Here is a 20543-nt window from a genome sequence, read left to right on the forward strand (position 1 = left end):
TTGATGCGGGGCGATTCCGCCCGACGGCCGTGATCCTCCGCACGCGAACGAGCCGGAATCGGAGGGGTTCCGCCCCGACCGCAGCGAGTGCGTTCGATCCGCGTCATGCACGCTCGCGCGTCACGGCCCAGACGACGAGCGCGACCACACTGACCGCCGCGCCGAGTGCGCACACGCCGAGCCACCCGGCGTGCGCATACGTCATCGTCGACGCGATCGCGCCGATCCCGCTGCCGGCCGAATAGAACAGCATGTAGCAGCCGACGAGGCGCGCATGCGCATCGGGCCGCGCGCCGAGGATCATGCTCTGGTTCACGACATGGACGGCCTGCCCGCCGACGTCGAGCAGCACGATGCCGACGACGAGCAGTGCGACCGACGTGCCGGCGAACGCGAGCGGCAGCCAGGAAAACGCGAGCAGCGCGAGCGCGGCGCCGGTCGTCGCTTCGCCGAGCCCGCGATCGGCGAGCCGCCCCGCGCGGGCGGCCGCGGCCGCACCCAATGCGCCGACGAGCCCGAACGCGCCGATCTGCGTATGCGACATCGCGTGCGGCGGCGCGCTCAGCGGCAGCACGAGCGCGCTCCAGAAGATACTGAATGCGGCGAACATCAGCAGCGCGATCGCGCCGCGCACGCGCAGCACGCGCTCGGTGCGCAGCAGCGTCACCATCGAGCGCAGCAGCGCCGCGTAGCCGATGCGTTCGCGCGGTGCATCCGCGTCGGGCAGCAGCCGCGCCAGCGCGGCGAGCATCGCGATCGCGAGCGTGCCCGACACCAGATACACCGCGCGCCATCCGGCAATATCGGTGACGACACCCGCGAGCGAACGCGCGGCCAGCAGGCCGATCACGACGCCGCCCTGCGCGGCACCGACCACGCGCCCGCGTTCGCCGTCGCCCGCGAGGGCCGCCGAACATGCGATCAGTCCTTGCGTCATCGCGGTGCCCAGCAGCCCGACCGCGACCATCGCCGCCAGCAGCGCGATGCGCGTCGATGAAACGGCCACGCCGATGCACGCGGCCGTCAACAGCAGAAGCTGGACGGTGAGCAGCCGCTTGCGCTTCACCAGGTCGCCGAGCGGCACGACGAACAGCAGCGCGAGCGCGCAACCGAGCTGCGTCGCGGTGATGACGCCGCCGACCGCCGCGTGCGCAACGCCGAAGTCGCGCGCGATCGAATCGAGCAGCGGTTGCGCGTAGTACACGTTCGCGACGCTCGCCGCACAGCACACGGCCAGCAGCGCGACGAGCGCCGTGGATACGTGCGTGACGCTTGCCGGCCGCGCGGCGCCCGGTGCCGTGTCCGGTGCGACGGCGGCTGTTCGGCATGACGATTCCATGGGCTTCCTCGCTCTCGCTCAAGTAGTTGCAATTTAAAACTAGTGTGAGTGTAGGAAAAGTAGTTTTAAAATGCAACTGATGGGTGCGGCGGGCGATGGGCCCGCGCCCGGATGCGCCGGCGTCGTGCGAACGCGACTGGCGCGACAGCGGAGAAACAGATGGCCAGACAGAAAAGCCTTGCGGATTCGCCGTGCCCGGTGGCGCGCGCGACCGATATCGTCGGCGATCGCTGGGCGTTGCTGATCGTGCGCGACGCGTTCGACGGCGTGCGCCGGTTCGGCGATTTCCGCGCGAGCCTCGGCGTCGCGAGCAACATCCTGTCGGACCGGCTCAGGATGCTGGTGGACGCGGGCGTGTTCGAAGTCGTGCCGGCGTCGGACGGCAGCGCGTACCAGGAGTACGCGTTGACGAAGAAAGGTGAAGGGCTGTTTCCGGTGATCGTGATGCTGCGGCAGTGGGGCGAGGCGAACCTGTTCGAGCGCGGCGAGCCGCATTCGGTGCTGGTCGATCGCAACACGGGCCGCGCGATCCGCAAGCTCGCGCTGCGGCACGACGATGGGCGGCCGCTGAAGGCCGCGGACACGATGGTGCGCAAAGTAAAGGACGACGACGGCGCGGCGCGCGGATGAGCGCCCGTCATCGCGCGACGCAAGCGCCGCCGCTTTCGTCGTCCGGTGTCGCGCGGCCACGCACGCGCCGGCGGCGCTCGATCGTGCCGCTCAATCGGCTGCGGATGCCGCCCGGCGTGTGCCCGATGTATCGCGAGGCGCATCGGCGCTGACCAGCATCGCGAGCCACGCCGCTGCGACCAGCAGTCCGGCCGACACGGCGGTTTCGGCGTGCAGGCCGCCGACGGTGCGCCACGCGCCGCCGCCGCCCGCGAGCGCGCCGAATGCGGCCACGCCCATCGCGCCGCCGGCCTGCCGCGCGGTGTTCAGCACGGCCGATGCGATACCGGCACGTTCCTGCTCGACCGACGCGAGCACGGCCGTCGTCATCGCCGGCACGGCGAAGCCCATGCCGGCCGGAATCAGCAGGAACGGCACGAGCAGCAGCGGCAGCGGCGTCGACCCATCGACGAAATGCAGCGAACCGTAGCCGAGCGCGGCGACGAGCGCACCGGCGAGCATCGGCGCGCGCGGGCCGCGACGCGCGACCGCGCGGCCGCTCGCGAGATTCGACAGCAGGAAACCACCCGTCAGCGGCAGGAACGCGAGGCCCGCCTGTAACGCCGATTCGCCGCGCACGCGCTGCAGATACAACGCCAGCACGAAAACGGTGCCGTAATACGTGAGGTTCACGCAGATCCCGAACAGCACGGCCGCGCTGAACGTGCGGCGGCGGAACAGCGACAGCGGCAGCATCGGCGTCGCGGCGCGCGACTCGATCGCGACGAACGCGACGGTGGCCAGCGCCGCGAACGCGAAACCGCCGGCGACGAGCGGATGCGCAAAGCCGAACGGACGCCATTCGATCACGGCGGCTGTGAGCGCGGTCAGCATCGCGATCGCGGCGAGCTGGCCGCGCAGGTCGAGCGCGCTTGCGGCGCGTGGTGGAAGCGCCGGAGCCACCGGTGCTCCCGGCGCCGCAGGCACCCACGCGAACGTGGCCGCGAGCCCGGCCGCACACAGCGGCAGGTTCACGAGAAAGATGCCGCGCCAGCCCCATGCGGCGATCAGCAGTCCACCGACGACCGGGCCGGCCGCGATGGCAATCGAGCCTGCCGCCGTCCACCCGCCGACGGCGCGCGCACGCACGCGCGGATCGTGCCGGCATGCGCCGTTGAGCAGCGCGAGAGAATTCGGCAGCATCGCGGCCGCGCCGGCGCCCTGCAGCGCGCGGGCCGCGATCAGCATCGCGGGCGCGCCGGCGGCGCCGCACGCCAGCGACGCGAGCGCGAACAGCACGAGGCCCGCGACGTACAGCCGGCGCGCGCCGAAGCGGTCGCCGAGCGCGCCGGCCGACAGCATCAGCACCGCGAACGCGAGCGTATAGGCATCGACGACCCACTGCAGCCCGGCGACCAGCAGATGCAGATCGACGGCCAGATGCGCGAGCGCGATGTTGACGATCGTCACGTCGAGCTGCGTGACGACGAAGCCGACGCTGACGGTCGCGACGATGCGCGCGAGCGCGGGCGGGAAAGCGGCGGAAGCGGCGGAAGCGGTGGTCTTGTCCATGAACCCATCGTAGGGCGCGATGGGCGGCGATGTTTCAGGCAGGCGCGAAGCGTCGATGCGATGCGTCGCGGCGACGCAATGCGACCGACTGACGAGCACGCCTGCGTGCTGCCGGTCTCGGATGCGGCAGCGTGACGGCGAACGCGATGATCGGGCTCGCCGGATCCGCTCAGTGCCGTTCGCCGCGCCAGCGCCCGGGCGCGACGCCGAAGCGCTTCGTGAATGCGTGCGTGAACGTGCTCTGGTCGGCGAAGCCGACCATGCCGGCGATGTCGACGAGCGGATGGCGGCCGTCGGCGAGCAGCACGACGGCGGCGTCGAGCCGCAGCCGCTGCAGATAGCGATGCGGGGTCTCGCCGAACGCGTCGACGAACAGTTGATGAAACCGGCGCATCCCGTAGCCGCAGTGCGCGGCGAGATCGGCGATCCGCAGCGGCTCCGCGAGCCGCGCACGCAACCAGCGGTCGATGCGCGCGAAATCGAGGCCGGCCGCGGGCGCGGCGAGGCCGGTGTCGCCGAGCAGCGCGTCGCACAGACGCGCGGCGGCTTGCCACTGGAAGCGATGCGCATGCCGCGCGTCGCAAGTCGGCTCGTCGAGCTGCGCGGCCGTCGCGGCGACCTGCGCGACGAGCGACGTCAGCGCCGGGTCGATCGACACGGCCCGCGCGCGATCGAACAGACGCTGCGGCACCGCGAGCGACGCGGCAGGCAGGTCGAGCACGAGCTGGCGGTTGTCGCCGAGGCCCGCGTAATCGTGGCGCGCGCCGGCCGGAATCAGCCACGCCGCGTGCCGGTCGATGCGTTGGCCGACGCCGTCCACCGCCATCACCATCGCGCCGTCGACACCGAGCACGACCTGATGAAAGTCGTGCACGTCGGACGCTTCGCACGTGTCGTAACGGCGCAGCGCGATGGCGGGAGACGGGATGCGTTGCATCGGCGGGACGTCGGCCGGCGTCGTCGTCAGACGTCGAGCAGTTCGACTTCGAACACGAGCGTCGCATTCGGCGGAATCACGCCGCCTGCACCGCGCGGGCCGTAGCCGAGTTGCGGCGGGATCGTCAGGCGGCGCACGCCGCCGACCTTCATGCCCTGCACGCCTTCGTCCCAGCCCTTGATGACCATGCCGCCGCCGAGCACGAACGCGAACGGGTCGTTGCGGTCCTTGCTCGAATCGAATTTCTGACCGTCGGTCAGCCAGCCCGTGTAGTGGACGCTGACGGTCTTGCCGGCTTGCGCTTCCGCGCCGGTGCCTTCGGTCAGGTCCTCGATCTTGAGGCCCGATGCGGTCGTGGTGACAGACATGACTTCTCCTGAAAAGGGTGGGGTAAAACCGCTATTGTAGGCGAGCGCGCAGGGGGCCGCCCCGCGCGACGAACGCGCGTCGCGACACCGGCCGCACGCCATTCGGCGCGGCGCCGGCGCCTGTCGCGTGAAACGAAAGTGGAACGCGCGTTTGAATTTTCGACGAGCCCGTTCGGCGACGGCGCGCGATGCGGGCGACCTGCGCGTATGAATCGACGGCCGCCGGGCCGGTCCGCACAGCGTTGCGCCCTCCTGCGTGATCCCGCGAAACGCCCGTCGCGCGGGGCGGTGGCGTCGATCGCGGGCCGAAAGAAGCGCTTCGCATAAGCGCCGCATCGCACGTATCGCGTTCGAATTGAAGGCGGCGCGGTTGCCGTTCGACCCGCCGTTTTTTCGCCCCGGCGGCCCCCGCACCGTTTGGAAGCGCGCGTCTACCGCGCGGCTTGCGCGCGGCGGCGCCCGCCGCCTATCTTTACACCTGTCGATGTCAGGATTCGGGCGTTGCGCGATGCACCGCCTGGGCCGCGCCGGCAAGCCTCCGACCGCTGCCGGGCCGTCCGAACACAAGGAGAACCGCGAACATGAAGTCAGCCGCTTGCGCTGCCGCAGCCAACGTGATGCCGGTGCGCCGCGACCTGCGTTTCGACCTGCCGGTCGAGCGCGCAAAGGACTGGCATGGGCTCGGCCCGCACGTGACCCACTTCTTCAATGCGCTGTCGCTGCTGTTTCCGGCGGGCGAGCGTTTTTTCATGGATTCGGTGCGCCACTATCGCGACCGGATCGACGATCCGGTGTTGAAGCGGCAGGTGCTCGGCTTCATCGGCCAGGAGGCGATGCATACGCGCGAGCACGTCGAATACAACGAGCTGATGCAGGCGAACCGGCTGCCCGCGCGCAAGCTCGACAAACGCGTATGGACCGCGCTCGGTTTCATGAAGCGCAAGCTCCCGCATTCGGTGCAGCTCGCGCAAACGGTCGCGGCCGAGCACTACACGGCGATGCTCGCCGACTGGATCCTGAGCGATCCGACGCGCGTCGCCGGTCCGGTCGAAGGCTACCGGCAGATGTGGGTGTGGCATGCACTCGAGGAAACCGAGCACAAGGCCGTGTCCTATGACGTGTGGAACGCCGTGATGAAGCCGGGCCTGCGCAGCTACCTGATCCGCGTCGGCGTGTACGTGGCGACGACGCTGACGTTCTGGCCGAGCGTGTTCCTGATTCACGTGACGCTGCTTTCGCGCGATCGCGACATCGAGCACCGCGTGCGCGGCATGCTGCGCATGCTCGCATTCCTGTACGGGCCGCGCCGCGGGCTGTTCCCTCGGATCGCACGCGAATGGCTGAGCTTTTTCCGGCCCGGCTTCCATCCGTGGGACCACGACAATCGCCATCACCTCGCGCGGGTCGACGCGCTCGTCGCCGCATACGGCGACCACGACGGCGCGCCGGCCGGCCGCGGCCGCGCGAACGCGCTCGCGCCGCTCGCATCGGGGCGTTGACCGGGCCGCCGCGCGAAGCCGCGCGCGTTGCATTCCCGCATCGGCCCCAATTTCTCCGACGATTGACCCGCATCAACCGCAAACGGTTGCAGATGCGGGTGCCGGCCCGGCCGACGGACCGCGCCCGCGCCTGCCGCTGCTCCGATCCGGCGTGCCGGCCGCCGGGCGCCGGCCTCGCGCATGCGCGAGGGCGCGGTTTCGTACGCTCGCTTCGCCTTCCGCCTCGCTTCGTGCGGGCCGCGCCACCGGGATAACACCCATCTAGCCGCGCGTCGTCGGCATCGATATACCAGTCATGCAAGGATTCGATTCGTCCGACGCGCGATTATTGCGCGGGGGGATTTTATTCGGACGGAAATGCAGCCAATATGTCGGTTCGATCGAGGTCCGTCGTACGCGGCGGCAAGCGCCGGCGCACGATACCAACGCCAAGCGGGGAACAACGATGGTTGCAAGGTCACCCGACGCAAACGGAACGGCGGCGCCCGAGACGCCGCTCGTGTCCGTAACCGCTCCCGAGGCCGGACGCAAGCTGTTCGTGATCATGCGTTCGCCGGACGAGCCGTTGCTGGCACAACTGCGCGAACTCGGCTGGGAGATCGCGGTCGCGAAGACGGCAGGCGCCGCGCAGAACATGACGTCCGGCGTGAACGTCGCGGCCGGGCTCATCGATTTCACCGGCTTCACGTCGCGCGACTATCCGGCGCTGAAGGCGTGCCTGAGCCAGCCGGCGATCGGCTGGATTTCCGTCGCGCAGGCCGGCATCACGATCAGTGCTGCCGTGCGCGAACTGATCCGCAGCTATTGTTTCGATTACGTGACGTTGCCGTTGCCGTACGAATGGATCTCGCACGTGCTCGGCCACGCGCGCGGGATGGCCGCGCTCGACCGCGTCGACGGCGCGGCTTACGCGGCATCGATCGGCGAGCACGGGATGATCGGCAACTGCGAGGCGATGCAGCAGCTGTTCAGCACGATCCGCAAGGTCGCGAAAACCGACGCGAGCGTGTTCATCTCCGGCGAGTCGGGCACCGGCAAGGAGCTGACCGCGCTCGCGATCCACGAGCGCTCGGCGCGCGGCAAGGGGCCGTTCGTCGCGATCAACTGCGGCGCGATTCCGCATCACCTGCTGCAGTCGGAGCTGTTCGGCTACGAGCGCGGCGCGTTCACCGGCGCGAACCAGCGGCGCGCGGGCCGGATCGAGTCCGCGAACGGCGGCACGCTGTTCCTCGACGAAATCGGCGACATGCCGGTCGAAAGCCAGGCGAGCCTGCTGCGCTTCCTGCAGGAAGGGAAGATCGAGCGGCTCGGGGGCCAGGAGTCGATCCCGGTCGACGTGCGGATCATCTCGGCGACGCACGTGGATCTAGACGGCGCGGTCGAGGCCGGACGCTTCCGCGCGGACCTCTATCACCGGCTCTGCGTGCTGCGCATTCACGAGCCGCCGCTGCGCGCGCGCGGCAAGGACATCGACATCCTCGCGCATTACGTGCTGCAGAAATACAAGTCCGACAGCGGCCGCAAGATCAGCGGCTTCACGTCGGCCGCGCTCGACGCGATGCGCCGCTACGAGTGGCCGGGCAACGTGCGCGAGCTCATCAACCGCGTGCGCCGCGCGATCGTGATGGCCGAGAGCCGGCTGCTGACGCCGCACGATCTCGGGCTCGAAACGCCGGGCGAAACGGAACCGGTGACGCTCGAACAGGCGCGTTCGCTCGCCGAGCGCACCGCGATCGAGAACGCGCTGCTGCGCAACGATCATCGAATCAACAAGGCCGCGGCGGAACTCGGCATCTCGCGCGTGACGCTCTACCGGATGATGATCGAGCACGGGCTCAACGACCACGACAACAACGGCGACAGCGGCGGAAAGGACGGCTCGCCGTCCGGCGACGCGGACCATCAGCGGGTCGGCTGAGCGGCGCCTGAGCAACGCTTAAGCAACGCCGAAGCAACGCCGCAGCAACGCCGGAATCGGCCCGCGCGAGCGCGCGGGGCCGCATGTAAAGGCGATGAAACGTTTCGCGTCGGCGGCCGGGCAAATCCACGCGGCAAACGCCCGTGACGGCGTGCGATCCGTGCCGGGAAAATTTTCCGTACCGTCCGCGCGCCTTGTCCGGCAAGGCGCTGCCATCGCATGACCGGGGCCGCGCGCGCCCGGCATGTTTCAGTTCCGCAACTTTCCGCCTGTCCTGCTCGTTCGCGCCGCACGCTGGTCCGACGAAAGCCTTGCGCGGCCGGCTGCGCGCGACGCTGGCCCGCTCCTTGCGCTGGTGTGGGTGCGAGCGCCGACGACGTGGCGTCCGGCCGGTTCGGCAGCGAACCATGCACGGTCTGGCCAGGACGCAGTCCGCGGGGATGATCGGCGGGACGGGGCACGGTCCCGTTCCGTGCGGCATGGACCGTCGTCGTCCGATCGTCGAGGCACCGGCGATGTCCGGTTGCCCGCACAAGCAACGCAGCGAAGACGGGGTAGAAAAATGATCGACGATCGCCACACACAGCGGCCCGCGAGCCGCGATCGCAGTGATTCGACCCATCGCCGGTCGACCGCGCCTCTGGCAGCCGGCCGGCATGCGTCGACAGGCCATCTCTCCGCGCCCGGTGCGAGGCGGATCCGGCTGATACCCGGTCATCCGCGCCGGGCCGGCGCTTTCCCGCTGGCCAACCCGATCCGCATGGGGATGTGCACGCGGGCACCGGTTCCCCGGCGCCCGATCTTCGCGTATTGACGACGTCGAGCGCCTGCGGTCGCCAGCGCGGGCGATCCGTTGGCAACGCGAACGAAGTGCGGCATCCGGTTGCGCGACAAGGACGCCGAAACCGGCGCGACGGCAGAACGTCAGGGAGGCGTCGCCGTCCGGCAGGCAGGGGAGGGGCGGTCGAGCCGCGCGCGACGGGCATCGCGCCCGCCGCGCGCGACACCGCTTCAGCCGCCGTAGATGTCGAAGTCGAAGTACTTCGACGCGAGCCGCTTGTAGGTGCCGTCCTTGACCATGTCGAGGATCGCGCGATCGATCTTCGCCTTCAGGTCCGTGTCTTCCTTGCGCAGGCCGATGCCGGCGCCGACGCCGAGCACCTTCTCGTCGACGAGCTCGGGCCCGACGAACTGGTAGCCCGCGCCGCGCGGCGACTTCAGGAATCCGATCGCGGCCTGCACCTCGTCCTGCAGCGCGGCGTCGAGGCGGCCCGCGATCAGGTCCGCATACACGCCGTCCTGGTTCTGGTACGACACGACGTTCGCCCCCTGCTTCGCCCAGTACGCCTTCGCGTACGCTTCCTGCGTCGTGCCCTGTTCGACGCCGATCGACTTGCCCTTCAGCGATTCGGCCGTCGGCAGCAGCGGCGAACCCTTCTTCACGACGAGGCGCGTCGGCTGGTTGTAGATCTTCGTCGTGAAGCCGATCTGTTCCGCACGCTGCGCGGTGATCGACATCGACGACAGCACCGCATCGAACTTCTTCGCCTTCAGCGCCGGGATCATCCCGTCGAAATCGTTCTCGAGCCACACGCACTTCGCTTTCAGCCGCGCGCAGATCTCGTTGCCGAGGTCGATGTCGAAGCCGACGAGCTTGCCGTCGGGCGCCTTCGATTCGAACGGCGCGTAGCTGGCGTCGGTGCCGAAGCGCAGCGTGGTCCAGTCCTTCGCGGCAGCGGGGCCTGCCGATACCGCGAGCAGGGCGATCGAAACGGCGGCAATCAGTCTCTTCATGATGGTTCCTTGGCGTGGTCTGTCCGGTTCTGCGCGACACGGTTGCTGCGGACCGCGCGTCGCGCTCGACGCGCGGTCCGTACGGCCATTAACGCAGAAAATAAAATCGCAGTCCAGAATGGACAAAAAATATCGATTCATCGGACAGCATTCCGATCGAGGGGTAGCGACCCTTGCAAAAATACGAAAATGGACTAGTCTTGTTAGTGAATTCATTTAGAGACTAACGGTCATGTCACAACCCGCCTTCGATCCGCATTCCGCCTCGCCACAGGCATCGGTCGCGCAGATGTCGGCGGCCGGCCTGCGCGCGTTCTTCAACATCGCGCGCGACTGGGAGCTGTCGATCGACGAGCAGATCGTGCTGCTCGGGTCGCCCGGCCGTTCGACGTTCTTCAAGTGGAAGGCGTCGCCGGAGTCCGCGCGCCTGCCGCGCGATACGCTCGAGCGGCTATCGCTGTTGCTCGGCATCTACAAGTCGCTGCAGATCCTGCTGCCGCAGCCCGCCGCGGCCGACAGCTGGGTCAAGCGGCCGAACGACGCCGCGCCGTTCGGCGGCAAGCGCGCGCTCGACCGGATGCTCGCCGGCAACGTCGGCGACCTGGTCGCCGTCCGCCAATATCTGGATGCGATGCGGGGTGGCTGGGCGTGACGATGCCGACCGAAACGCAACACTGGCCCACTACCATCATCGACTGGGCGCCCGCCTATCGCGTGATTCCCACTCGTTTTCCAGCCATCAACCTGTTCGATCGCGTCGCGTCGGCCGAGGACTTCGATGCGCTGTACGCGCTCGAATCGCTGACCAACGACCGCATTCGCCAGGAAGTCGGCACGCTGGAACTCGTGCCGGCGGCCGAGCGCCGCTACGGGCAGGGCTGGGGGCCGATCATGGCCGCGTTCACGCACCTGAATCCGCAAGGCAGCCGTTTTTCCGACGGCAGCTACGGCGTGTTCTACTGCGGCCGCTCGCGCGATACGGCGATCGCCGAAACGCGCTATCACAGCGGGCTGTTCCTGGCCGCGACGAAGGAGCCGCCGATGCGCCAGCAGATGCGGCTCTACACCGTGTACGCGCACGGCGAAGTCGTCGACGTGCGCGCGTGGCCGCAGCGCGATCCCGCGTTGCTCGATCCGCTCGACTACGGCGCCGGACAGGCGCTCGGCCGCGCGGTGCGCAAGGCGGGCGGCGCGGGAATCGTCTATCCGTCGGTGCGCGACCCGGGCGGCGAATGTCTCGCCGCGTTTCGCACGACACTGCTGCGAGACTGTCATCACGCGGCCTATCTCGAGTACAACTGGAACGGCGCCGCGGTCGATGCGGTGTTCGAACTGAATCAGGTCGGCTAGCGACGGGGGCGAACGTCCATCGAGCGTGGCTGCGTTGATACCGTCCCGTTACGGCAGCGGCAGCTCGCCCGCGTGACGCGCACGCGCGTCGGCCTGGGACAGCGACCAGGTGTGGCCGGTGCGCGGCTCGGCGATCGTCAGTCGTCCCGACGGTGCGAACGCGCCGGTGTCGATGAACCATTGCGCGCCGATGCGCTGCGGCGCACGCACCGGCGTGTGGCCGGTGCAGGTCAGCGACAGTCCGGCCTGCACGGCCGGATCGACGAGCCCCTGGACGAGGTCGCGCCCCCAGATCAGCCGTTCGCGCACGTCGTGCGAATAGCTGCCGGTGTCGAGCTCGGCGTCCGCGCCGAAGAATTCCGCGTGCAGCACGTTGAAGCGCGTGGGCCCGTCGCCGATCACGCGTACGAGCGGCAGCGCGTCGACGCGCACCGCATGCGCGTGCAGCCGTTCCGGCGCAAGCTCGCAGCCCCAGTCGCCGCCGATCCCGCGCCATGCGTCGGGCGGCAGCTTGCCGCGCGACACGAGGCTCAGCACTTCTTCGTGATTGCCGCGCACGACGTGGCACCACGGGCGGTCGAGCAACTCGAGCGCGGCTTCGGACGCGGGCCCGCGATCGACGAGATCGCCGACCGAGAACAGCCGGTCGCGTGCCGGATCGAAGCCGACGTCGTGCAGCAGCGCGCGCAGCACGTCCACGCAGCCGTGCAGATCGCCGACGACGAAATCGCGGCCCGCCGTGTTCGCGGGATGGCGGCAGAGGGAAGGGGTCATCCCGGTATCTTAGGCGCTCGCGCCCATCGCCACGTCATGCCGGAATGGCGATAATCGGGGCGCTACCCGCCGCGCCGTTCGCGCCGGCCGAACCCTTTCCATCCGCTTTCGGAATCACACGATGACGTTTTATCCGCAGGTATTACGCAACCGGCCGCGCATGGTCGCCGCGTTCGCCGCAGGCGTGCTGTGCGCGCTGCTGCTGCCGTTCCCGTCGAGGCCGACCGTGCGGGCGCTGATCGGCTGGGATTGCGCGGTGTGGCTGTATCTGGCGCTGATGTGGGTGCGCATGGTGAGCGCGCATCATCAAAACGTGCGCGACATCGCGATCCGCGAGGACGAGAACGCGACGACCGTGCTGACCGTCGTGTGTCTCGCGACGGTCGCGAGCGTCGCCGCGATCGCGATCGAGCTCGCGACCGCGAAGAGCGTCGGCTTTCGCGCGGGGCTCGGCCATTACGCGATCACGGGCGCGACGCTGTTCGGCGCGTGGTTCCTGATCCCGACGATCTTCACGCTGCACTATGCGCGGCTCTACTACGGCTCGCCGAGCAGCGATCGCGCGCTGCGCTTTCCCGATAGTCACCCGGAGCCCGACTACTGGGATTTCCTGTATTTCGCGTTCACGCTCGCGGTCGCGTCGCAGACGGCCGACGTGTCGCTCGCGAACCGCTCCGCGCGCCGCGCGGTGCTCGCGCAGTCGATCCTGTCGTTCTACTTCAACATGGCCGTGCTCGGGCTGTCGATCAACGTCGCGGCGGGCCTGCTGAGCTGAATCGCGCGACGCTGGCGCCCCGCGTCACTTGAGCAGTTCGTACGGCCCGCCGCGCTCGAGCGCACGGCGGTACGCGGGCCGCGCGTGGATCGTGTCGAGAAAGCGCGCGATCGCCGGGTGCCGGCCGCTGTCGCCGCGCGCCATCGCGGCTTCGAGCGGAAAGCTCATCTGGATGTCGGCCGCGCTGAAGCGCTCGCCGGCGAACCAGCCCGTGCGCGTCAGCGCGCCGTCGATATGGCCGAGATGCAGCGCGATCTGCGGATCGACGAAGCCAGCCTGCAGCGTCGCGGCGATCTTGCGCGCGATCGGCCGCGCGAAGAACGGCATCGGCGCGTGCGCGATCCGCAGCGCGACGAGCTTCAGCAGCAGCGGCGGCATCGCCGACCCTTCCGCGTAATGCAGCCAGTACGTGTAGTCGAGCCGCTCGGACGTGCCGCTCGGCGGCGCGAGGCGGCCGTTGCCGTAGCGTTCGACCAGGTACTCGATGATCGCGCCCGATTCGGCGATCGTGCGGCCGTCGTCCGTAACGACGGGCGACTTGCCGAGCGGGTGGATCGCGCGCAGCGCGGGCGGCGCGAGCATGGTCTTCGGATCGCGCTCGTAGCGCACGATCTCGTACGGCACCTCCAGTTCTTCGAGCAGCCAGAGCACGCGCTGCGAGCGCGAGTTGTTCAGGTGGTGGACGGTGAGCATGGCGCGGCCGAAAGAGGGCGGGAACGACATCATACCGGGCGAGGACCGCGGCGCGCACCCCGCGCAGTCGAGCGGCTGCTCGACCGTTCAGCGGCATTCGGCCATGCGTGCGGCGCGCGCCGTTGCGCATCGCGACGCGCGGATCACGCGCTGCGCCGCACCGCGATCCACGCGCCCCAGAACAGGCTCGAGAAGAAGCGCAGCGGCGCGTCGAAGCCGGCTGCGTGCAGCAAGCCGAAGACGGCTTCCTCCGAAGCCGGCGGATCCGCGCCCTGCAGGATCTTCGCAAGCTGCGCGCGCACCGCGTCGGGCGTCGCGCCCTTCATCCGCCAGCGCTGCTGCCATGCGTCCAGCAGGCGCGGGTGATCCGCGTAGCGGCGATGGTTGCCCGCGATCACGAGCGGGGCGCCGGGCTTCAGGCGCCGCGCGATCGCATCCAGCAGCGCGGCCTTCGCCGCGTCGCCGGGCACGTGATGCAGCACGCCGATCAGCGTCGCGCCGTCGAAGGCCGGCGCCTCGGGCAGCGTGTCGACGCCGGCCTCGATGAATGTCGTGCGTGCGGCGAAACCGGCCGCTTCGACGTTCGCACGTGCGAGCGCGAGCATCGGCGCGGACGGATCGACGGCCGTGAACCGCCAGCCCGGCTCGAGCGCGGCGGGCATGCAGATCTCCTGGCCGGTGCCGCCCGCGCCCGCGACGAGGAGCCGCGCATCGGGCACGCCGATCGCCGACGCGAGCATGCACGCGGCCAGTTCGTGGCACGCGTCATAGCCGGCGAGTGCGATGCGGGATTGTTCGGCGTATTCGTGCGCGCGTGCCGGATCGAATTTCGCGGCGCTGGCGGGGAGCGACATGGCGGATTCCTCGAGTCGGGCGCGCGGACGGGGCGTCCACGCGCATCGGCACGAGCGTAAGCGCGGGGCTGCGGCGCAACAAGGCGAGCGGCCATTCCGGTATGCCGACTACCCGATTCGGCTCGCGCGGCATGCAAACGTTTGCGGGGTCGATTCGCATTTAAAAATGTGACGAATCGATGCGTCGCGTGCGCCAAACCGGCGCATACTTTTCTTCCCCCCTGCCTGGCCGTCGCATGCCGGGCCCCGATGCGCCGCGCGCCGATCGCGCGGCCATGCCGCTCGGCACGCATGAGGAGCGCATGATGTCAGATTGTCCGCACGATCCGTATGCGCAGCACTACATTCACTGTTTGCCGTTCGGCGCGCAGCCGTGCGGCGCGCTCGGCACGACGCCGCGCACGCATTTCCGCGTGTGGGCGCCGGGCAGCACGCAGGTTCAGCTCGAACTCGAAACCGGGACGGGCCCGCTGCGCGTGCCGATGACCGCCGCCGGTCCGAACTGGTTCGAGGTCTTCGTCGAATGCGGAGCCGGCACGCGCTATCGCTACCGGCTCGACGATGTCCTGTCGATTCCGGATCCCGCGTCGCGCTCGCAACCCGACGGGCTGAACGGCCCGAGCGAGGTCGTCGAGCCGCGTGCGTTCAGGTGGCGCAATACGTTCTGGCACGGGCGCCCGTGGGAAGACATCGCGCTTTACGCGATCCGTCCGCACGCGGTGGGCGGCTTCGACGGCGTGCGCCGCCGGCTGCCGCAGCTCGCGCGCCTCGGCGTGACCGCGCTGGAACTGCTCGCGTCGCCACACGACAGCCTGCCGTTCGCGCCGCTTGCGGCCGAGGGCGGCCCCGATGCGCTGAAGGCGCTGATCGACGACGCGCACGGCTACGGTCTCGCGGTGCTGCTGGAGCTCGATTACGCGCGCTTCGGCAGCGGCACCGATGCGCTGCGCCATTACGCGGCGCCGTTCTTCCATACGCGCGACGACCCGCTGCAGGCGGCGCCGCTCGCGCTCGATCATCCGGAAGTGTGCGACTTCTTCTGCGACAACGCGCTGTACTGGATCGACGAATACCGTTGCGACGGGCTGCGGCTGCGCGAGGCCGACCGGATCGGCACGTCGTGGCTGCGCGAGATCGCCGATCGCGTACGTGCGGCCGTGCCGGCCGACCGGCTGATCCATCTCGTGCTCGGCAGCGAGCGGCATCCGGTGCATCTGGCCGATACGCATTTCGATGCGCAATGGAACGGTTGCGGCGAGCGTGCGCTGCATCGGCTGACGGGGCGCGACGGAGCCGCTCACGAAGGCATTTCGACGCATCAGTCGATCCGTGCGCTGGCACGCGCGCTGACTGCGTCCGGTGCCGCGTACCAGCCGCAGCCGGCCGCGTCGGCCGCCGCGGCATGCGCCGACGGCGGGCTGTCGCTGACGTCGCTGGTGTTGTCCGACGGCGCATGGCGCGACAGCGAGCACGGCGAGCACGCGCCGCGCCTTGCGGCGCTCGCGCTGTCGTTGCTCACGCCGCAGATTCCGCTGATCTTCGATGAAACCGCGTGCGATGCCGAGCGTGCGCATTTCGTGCAGTCCGCGCTCGCGGTGCGCGCGAAGCTGATTGCGCCGCGGCTATCCGATTGCCGTCCGCAGGACGCACACACGCTGAAGGCGGGCGGCGACAGCGATGCCGATGCGCTGCTCGCGTCTTGGCGGCTCGCCGACGACGAGACGCTGACCATCGCGCTGAACCTGTCGCCCGACGCGGTGCCGTTCGATGCGCCGGGCGGGCAGGTCGTGTTCGAGACGCCGGCCCGCGCGCGGGACCGCATCGATGAAGGGGAGTTGCCGCCGTATTCGCTCGTCGCGTGGCTGACGGGAGACGTCAACCACTACGCGTTGACGCACGACGCGCGCCGGATCGACGGCGGCGCATGGCGCGGGATGCGCGCCTGAGCGCGTGACGCTCGCCACGCCAGGCGCGGCCGCGCCCGGCTGCGCTTTCACCAGAAGCTTCGAATGCCCGCGACGCCATGTGCGCCGTGGCGGCGCGCGTCGTCGAGATGCGCGCGCGTCATGCCGCCGAGCGCGTAGACGGGCATCGCGGCCTGCGCGGCGAGCGCGGCGAACCTCGTCCAGCCGAGCGTCGGCGCGCCGGGATGGCTGAGCGTCGGCAACACCGGCGACAGCGTGACGAAATCCGCGCCCGCGTGCGCGGCGAGAACGAGATCGTCGGCCGTATGACAGGCGGCCGACACGCGTCTGGCCGGCGGCAGCGGCCGTTGCGCGACCGCGCGCAGCGCGGCGCCGTCGAGGTGCCAGCCCGCGCCGTCGAGCTGCATCACGCCCGCGGCGCCGATCGGGCCGTTGAGCATCAATTGCGCGCCGGCCGCGGTGCAGCGCGCGAGCGCTTCGGCGGCCAGCTGCGCGAACGCGGCCGCGTCGAACGACTTCACGCGCAGCTGCACGAGCGTCTCGCCGCGCGCCAGCACGACCGATAGCCGATCGAGGAACGCGCGGCAATCGGCTGCCGACGCAGAGGCTGGCTCCGGCGTGATCACGCAGCAGCGCGGCAGCGTCGAACTCATTGCACGCGGCGCGCGGCGGCCGTCATTCGTCTGCCTCCTTCGCGATCTTCGGATACACGCGCACGAGCACGATCCGCGGCCCGTTCATCTTCTTCACGACCACGTCGAAGCGGTCGAACGACACGCGCTGGCCTTCGGTCGGCAGATCGCTCAGCGCCTGGATCACGAGGCCGCCGACCGATTCCGCGCGCCCTTCGTCGATGTCGATGCCGAGCGCCTGCTCGAGCGACACGACGGGCAGGCTGCCCTTGCCCATCAGCGTGCCGTCGTCGAGGCGGCTCCAGTCGGCGTCGCCCTGCCGGAACTCGTCGTGGATCTGGCCGACCAGCGCGCCGAGCAGGTTGTCGAGCGTCAGGAAGCCGATCGGCTTCTCGCCCTTGTTGCCGACCAGCGCGAAGTGCGGCGCGCCCTTGCGGAAGCGGCGGAACAGCTCCAGCGCGGGCGTGTCGGGCTTCACGTACTGCACCGGCCGCACGTAGTCGGACAGATCTTCGAGCGCCGCGCCGGCGTGCCGTGCGAGCAGCAGGTCCTTCAGATGGATCAGCCCGCTCACCTGTTCGCGCGACGCATCCTCGAACAGCGGATAGCGGCTGAAGCGGTGCCGCGCGACGATTTCCATGTTGTCCGGCAGCGGCAGGTCGCGGCGCAGGCCGATCATTTCATGTGCGGGCCGCATCAAATCGGACACCGTCATCGACGAGAAGTCGAGCGAATGCGCGAGCGTGTTCCACTCGTCGTTGGTATAAGCGCCGCGTGCGGGCTGCGCCGGATTGCCGGCCGCGCTGCGGCGGCTGCGCAGGATCAGCTTCAGTTCGTCGGTCGAGTAGTGCGCATCGCCGCCGTGATCGGCGGACAGCCCCGCGAGCCGCAGCACCGCGTTCGCGCTCGTGTTGAGCACCCAGATCGCCGGGTACATCGCCCAGTAGAACGCGTAGAGCGGCAGCGCGACCCATAGGCCGATCTTTTCCGGCTGGCGGATCGCCATCGATTTCGGCGCGAGCTCGCCGACCACGATGTGCAGGAACGAGATCAGCGAGAACGCGAACACGAGCGACACCAGATGCACGATGCGTTCGGATTGCACGCCGAGGAGGTCGAGCAGCGGGCCGATCAGTTCCGCGAACGCGGGCTCGCCGACCCAGCCGAGGCCGAGCGACGCGAGCGTGATGCCGAGCTGACACGCGGACAGATAGGCATCGAGCCGCCCGTGCACGACCGCGAGGATGCGCCCGCGCAGGCCGTGCTTGCGGGCGAGCGTCTTGACGCGCGTCGCGCGCAGTTTGACGAGGCCGAATTCGGCCGCGACGAAAAACCCGTTCAGGGCCACCAGGAACAACGCGCCGATGAGCGCGAAGATCTGTAACAAGGAATCGCTCCAGTCATGACAGGCCCGTCAGTATAGGGCCGGAAAGGCAAATGTAATGTATCGGGCGGCCGATTGCTTACACCGGCGCCTCGCAGGGGACGGAGAGCGTGAGGGTGACGGCGGCGCCGTCGGCGAACGGCGCGTGCGCGAACGTGCCGCCGTGCGCGAGCGCGACGCGCTGGCACAGCGCGACCGTCCATGCAACGCGCTTGGGGTCGCGCGTGCGCAGCAACTCGCGGCGCGCGAACGCTTCGAACGCGTGCGGCAGGTCGGGATCGGCGAGGGCGGCGGCGCTCACGTTGCAGCCGACGTGCGCGACGCACTGCGCGCCGTCGCGCGCGCATGTGAACGTCACGCGGCCGCCGGCGGCGCTGGCTTCGACGGCCGTCGTCAGCATCGTCCACAGCGCCTGTGCGATGCGCTCGCGATCGGCATTCAGCGCGGGTTCGTTTTCAGGCAGCGCCGCGTCGATGCGCACCTGCCGTGCGTCGGCCAGCGCGAAGCGCACGAGCGCGAGCGTGTCGTCGAGCAGCGGGCGCAGCGCGAGCGGCCGTGGCGCGATCGCGAGATTGCGCGTTTCCGCGCGCGGCGCGTCGAGCGCATCGTCGATCAGCGCGACCTGCTGATCGATGCCGGTGCGGATGCCCGCGAGCGCGCGCTGCAGGTTCGGGTCCGCGTTCGCGAGCTGGCGTTCGAGCACGTACGCCCAGCTGTGCATCGCGTTCAGCGGGCTGCGCAGGTCGTGCGATGCGGTGGAAAGCGCCTGATCGCGCAGAAAGAGCGCCGCCTGCGCGGCATAGTGCGCTGCGCGTTCGCGCAGCAGGTCGGCGGCGGGATCGACGGGAAGAGACGTCACGGAGCTGGCCTGTCGGAAGCGGTTGGCATGGAGGAAATGCGAACCGTCATTATAGGGATCGCGCGCGTCACGCCGGCAGCGCGTCTTCGTCCTTTTTCCGCGCGTCGCCGTTCGGCAGCAGCTGGCATGCCAGCAGGCCGGCCAGCATCAGCGCGCAGCCGATCAGCGCGCGCAGCGTCAGCGTCTCGCCGAGCGCGGCCCAGCCGGCGATTGCCGCGAACACGCCTTCCATGCTGAAGATCACGGCCGCATGCGCGGGCGCCGCTTCGCGCTGCGCGACGACCTGCAGCGTATAGCCGACGCCGACCGACAGCAGCCCGCCGTACAGCAGCGTCGGCAGCGCGCGCTTCAGCATCGCGATGCCGACCGGCTCGATCGCGATGCCGGCCGCGACGCACAGCGCGCCGCACGCGACGAACTGCAGGAACGCGAGCACGAGCGGATCGTGCCGCTTCGCGAAATGACCGACGGCCATCACGTGCGCGGCGATGATCACGGCGCCTGCGAGCTGGAACCAGTCGCCGTAGAGCACCGAGAAATGCTCGTCGATGCTGAGGAAATACAGGCCGATCGCCGCGAGCAGCGCGCCGAACCACGTGCCGGCGCCGATCCGGTGACGCACGAACACGCCCATCAGCGGCACGATCACGACATACAGCGAGCTGATGAAGCCCGCGTTCGCGACCCGCGTGTACTGCAGCCCGAACTGCTGCAGCGAGATCGACACCGCGAGCAGCGCGCCGAGCGCGAGCCCCGGCGCCAGCAGCGCCGGCTCGCGGCGAATCGCCGCGAACTGCGCGCGGGATGCCGTATTGAGCGTGAGCAGCGGAATCAGCACCAGCGCGCCGAGCAGGAAGCGCAATCCGGTGAACATGAACGGCCCGATCACGTCGAGGCTCAACCGTTGCGCGACGAACGCCGAGCCCCAGATCGCGGCGGCGCCGAGCATCAGCAGGTTGGCGCGGAGGTGCTTGCGGGCTTCGGGTTTCATCGGAATTCTTCAGCGGATTGGCGGGCGGCGAAACCGCATAGTTTACGCCGAGATTGCAAGGCTGTCGGAGAACCTTCGAAGGGCCGCCGCCGCGCGCGCATCGCGCACCCGCGAATACAGCACGACCTGTGAATGCGGCAGCGGCGGCAGCCCGAACCTCGCGCCGACGTCGACCAGCGTGCGCGGCGCGACGCGTCTCGCCAGCGGGCAGACCGCGAGCCCCGCGGCGGCGGCGGCCGTGACCGCCGCGACGCCGCCGCCCGTGAACCG

At 69.7% G+C, this 20543-nt stretch carries 19 protein-coding genes and 1 pseudogene; 7 read left to right on the plus strand and 13 right to left on the minus strand.

The genetic code is table 11. The annotated features are described in order from the left end of the window. Nucleotides 1-103: 103 nt before the first annotated feature. Entirely contained in the window at nt 104-1339 is a 1236-nt protein-coding gene (locus BSE24067_RS19645; protein ID WP_151066741.1) for an MFS transporter, read from the minus strand. A 159-nt stretch (nt 1340-1498) separates the two neighbouring features. Here BSE24067_RS19645 and BSE24067_RS19650 point away from each other — a divergent pair, with 159 nt between their 5' ends. Next, nucleotides 1499-1969, plus strand: a complete 471-nt coding sequence (locus tag BSE24067_RS19650; RefSeq protein WP_151066743.1) for a winged helix-turn-helix transcriptional regulator — start codon at nt 1499-1501, stop codon at nt 1967-1969. 90 nt (nt 1970-2059) lie between these two features. On the opposite strand, the gene BSE24067_RS19655 is transcribed toward BSE24067_RS19650, so the two are convergent. From BSE24067_RS19655 to BSE24067_RS19665, 3 genes are all read right to left on the minus strand, one after another. Further along, nucleotides 2060-3520, minus strand: a complete 1461-nt coding sequence (locus BSE24067_RS19655; RefSeq protein WP_151066745.1) for an MFS transporter — start codon at nt 3518-3520, stop codon at nt 2060-2062. A 169-nt stretch (nt 3521-3689) separates the two neighbouring features. Beyond that, nucleotides 3690-4457 (minus strand): AraC family transcriptional regulator, encoded by a 768-nt coding sequence (locus tag BSE24067_RS19660; RefSeq protein ID WP_151066747.1) that lies wholly within the window; start codon nt 4455-4457, stop codon nt 3690-3692. A 26-nt stretch (nt 4458-4483) separates the two neighbouring features. Next, nucleotides 4484-4825, minus strand: coding sequence for an FKBP-type peptidyl-prolyl cis-trans isomerase (locus BSE24067_RS19665; protein ID WP_059466723.1), 342 nt, complete (start codon nt 4823-4825; stop codon nt 4484-4486). 581 nt (nt 4826-5406) lie between these two features. On the opposite strand from BSE24067_RS19665, the gene BSE24067_RS19670 reads away from it, so the two are divergent. Further along, complete coding sequence (locus BSE24067_RS19670) at nt 5407-6324, plus strand: metal-dependent hydrolase (protein WP_151066749.1); 918 nt, start codon at nt 5407-5409, stop codon at nt 6322-6324. Nucleotides 6325-6769: 445 nt separating this feature from the next. Beyond that, a complete protein-coding gene (locus tag BSE24067_RS19675) occupies nt 6770-8242 on the plus strand; it encodes a sigma-54 dependent transcriptional regulator (protein WP_151066751.1) in 1473 nt (490 codons plus the stop codon). 1011 nt (nt 8243-9253) lie between these two features. On the opposite strand, the gene BSE24067_RS19680 is transcribed toward BSE24067_RS19675, so the two are convergent. Beyond that, nucleotides 9254-10036 carry an ABC transporter substrate-binding protein gene (locus tag BSE24067_RS19680; RefSeq protein WP_151066752.1) on the minus strand — a complete coding sequence of 261 codons (783 nt, stop codon included), beginning with the start codon at nt 10034-10036 and terminating at the stop codon, nt 9254-9256. Between the two features lie 232 nt (nt 10037-10268). Between BSE24067_RS19680 and BSE24067_RS19685 the strand changes: the two genes are divergently transcribed. Beyond that, entirely contained in the window at nt 10269-10688 is a 420-nt protein-coding gene (locus BSE24067_RS19685; RefSeq protein ID WP_151066754.1) for an MbcA/ParS/Xre antitoxin family protein, read from the plus strand. A gap of 2 nt (nt 10689-10690) precedes the next feature. Beyond that, nucleotides 10691-11386 carry an RES family NAD+ phosphorylase gene (locus BSE24067_RS19690; RefSeq protein ID WP_151066774.1) on the plus strand — a complete coding sequence of 232 codons (696 nt, stop codon included), beginning with the start codon at nt 10691-10693 and terminating at the stop codon, nt 11384-11386. 48 nt (nt 11387-11434) lie between these two features. On the opposite strand, the gene BSE24067_RS19695 is transcribed toward BSE24067_RS19690, so the two are convergent. Continuing rightward, a complete protein-coding gene (locus tag BSE24067_RS19695; protein ID WP_151066756.1) occupies nt 11435-12160 on the minus strand; it encodes a metallophosphoesterase in 726 nt (241 codons plus the stop codon). A 121-nt stretch (nt 12161-12281) separates the two neighbouring features. On the opposite strand from BSE24067_RS19695, the gene BSE24067_RS19700 reads away from it, so the two are divergent. Next, the gene (locus BSE24067_RS19700; RefSeq protein WP_151066758.1) at nt 12282-12935 is read left to right on the plus strand and encodes a DUF1345 domain-containing protein; all 654 of its coding nucleotides are present in this window, start codon (nt 12282-12284) and stop codon (nt 12933-12935) included. A gap of 24 nt (nt 12936-12959) precedes the next feature. Here the strand turns inward: BSE24067_RS19700 and BSE24067_RS19705 are convergent, their stop codons facing one another. Next, on the minus strand, nt 12960-13628 hold the full coding sequence (locus BSE24067_RS19705; RefSeq protein WP_151066760.1) for a glutathione S-transferase: 669 nt from the start codon (nt 13626-13628) through the stop codon (nt 12960-12962). Between the two features lie 143 nt (nt 13629-13771). After that, nucleotides 13772-14482, minus strand: coding sequence for an SAM-dependent methyltransferase (locus BSE24067_RS19710; RefSeq protein ID WP_151066762.1), 711 nt, complete (start codon nt 14480-14482; stop codon nt 13772-13774). A gap of 305 nt (nt 14483-14787) precedes the next feature. Between BSE24067_RS19710 and BSE24067_RS19715 the strand changes: the two genes are divergently transcribed. Continuing rightward, nucleotides 14788-16428, plus strand: coding sequence for a DUF3459 domain-containing protein (locus tag BSE24067_RS19715; protein ID WP_151066776.1), 1641 nt, complete (start codon nt 14788-14790; stop codon nt 16426-16428). A gap of 47 nt (nt 16429-16475) precedes the next feature. Here BSE24067_RS19715 and BSE24067_RS19720 read toward each other — a convergent pair whose 3' ends face one another. From BSE24067_RS19720 to BSE24067_RS19740, 5 genes and pseudogenes are all read right to left on the minus strand, one after another. Then, nucleotides 16476-17060 (minus strand): thiamine phosphate synthase, encoded by a 585-nt coding sequence (locus tag BSE24067_RS19720; RefSeq protein ID WP_151066764.1) that lies wholly within the window; start codon nt 17058-17060, stop codon nt 16476-16478. A 22-nt stretch (nt 17061-17082) separates the two neighbouring features. Further along, nucleotides 17083-18426, minus strand: a complete 1344-nt coding sequence (locus BSE24067_RS19725) for a hemolysin family protein (RefSeq protein WP_151066766.1) — start codon at nt 18424-18426, stop codon at nt 17083-17085. 76 nt (nt 18427-18502) lie between these two features. After that, nucleotides 18503-19282, minus strand: coding sequence for a sensor histidine kinase (locus tag BSE24067_RS19730; RefSeq protein WP_151066768.1), 780 nt, complete (start codon nt 19280-19282; stop codon nt 18503-18505). Between the two features lie 67 nt (nt 19283-19349). Continuing rightward, complete coding sequence (locus BSE24067_RS19735) at nt 19350-20273, minus strand: DMT family transporter (protein ID WP_151066770.1); 924 nt, start codon at nt 20271-20273, stop codon at nt 19350-19352. A 42-nt stretch (nt 20274-20315) separates the two neighbouring features. After that, nucleotides 20316-20543 (minus strand): annotated as a pseudogene (locus BSE24067_RS19740) (LysR family transcriptional regulator); the annotation flags it as partial.

It is taken from the genome of Burkholderia latens, from assembly GCF_902499045.1.
In the GTDB taxonomy this organism is placed as follows: domain Bacteria; phylum Pseudomonadota; class Gammaproteobacteria; order Burkholderiales; family Burkholderiaceae; genus Burkholderia; species Burkholderia latens.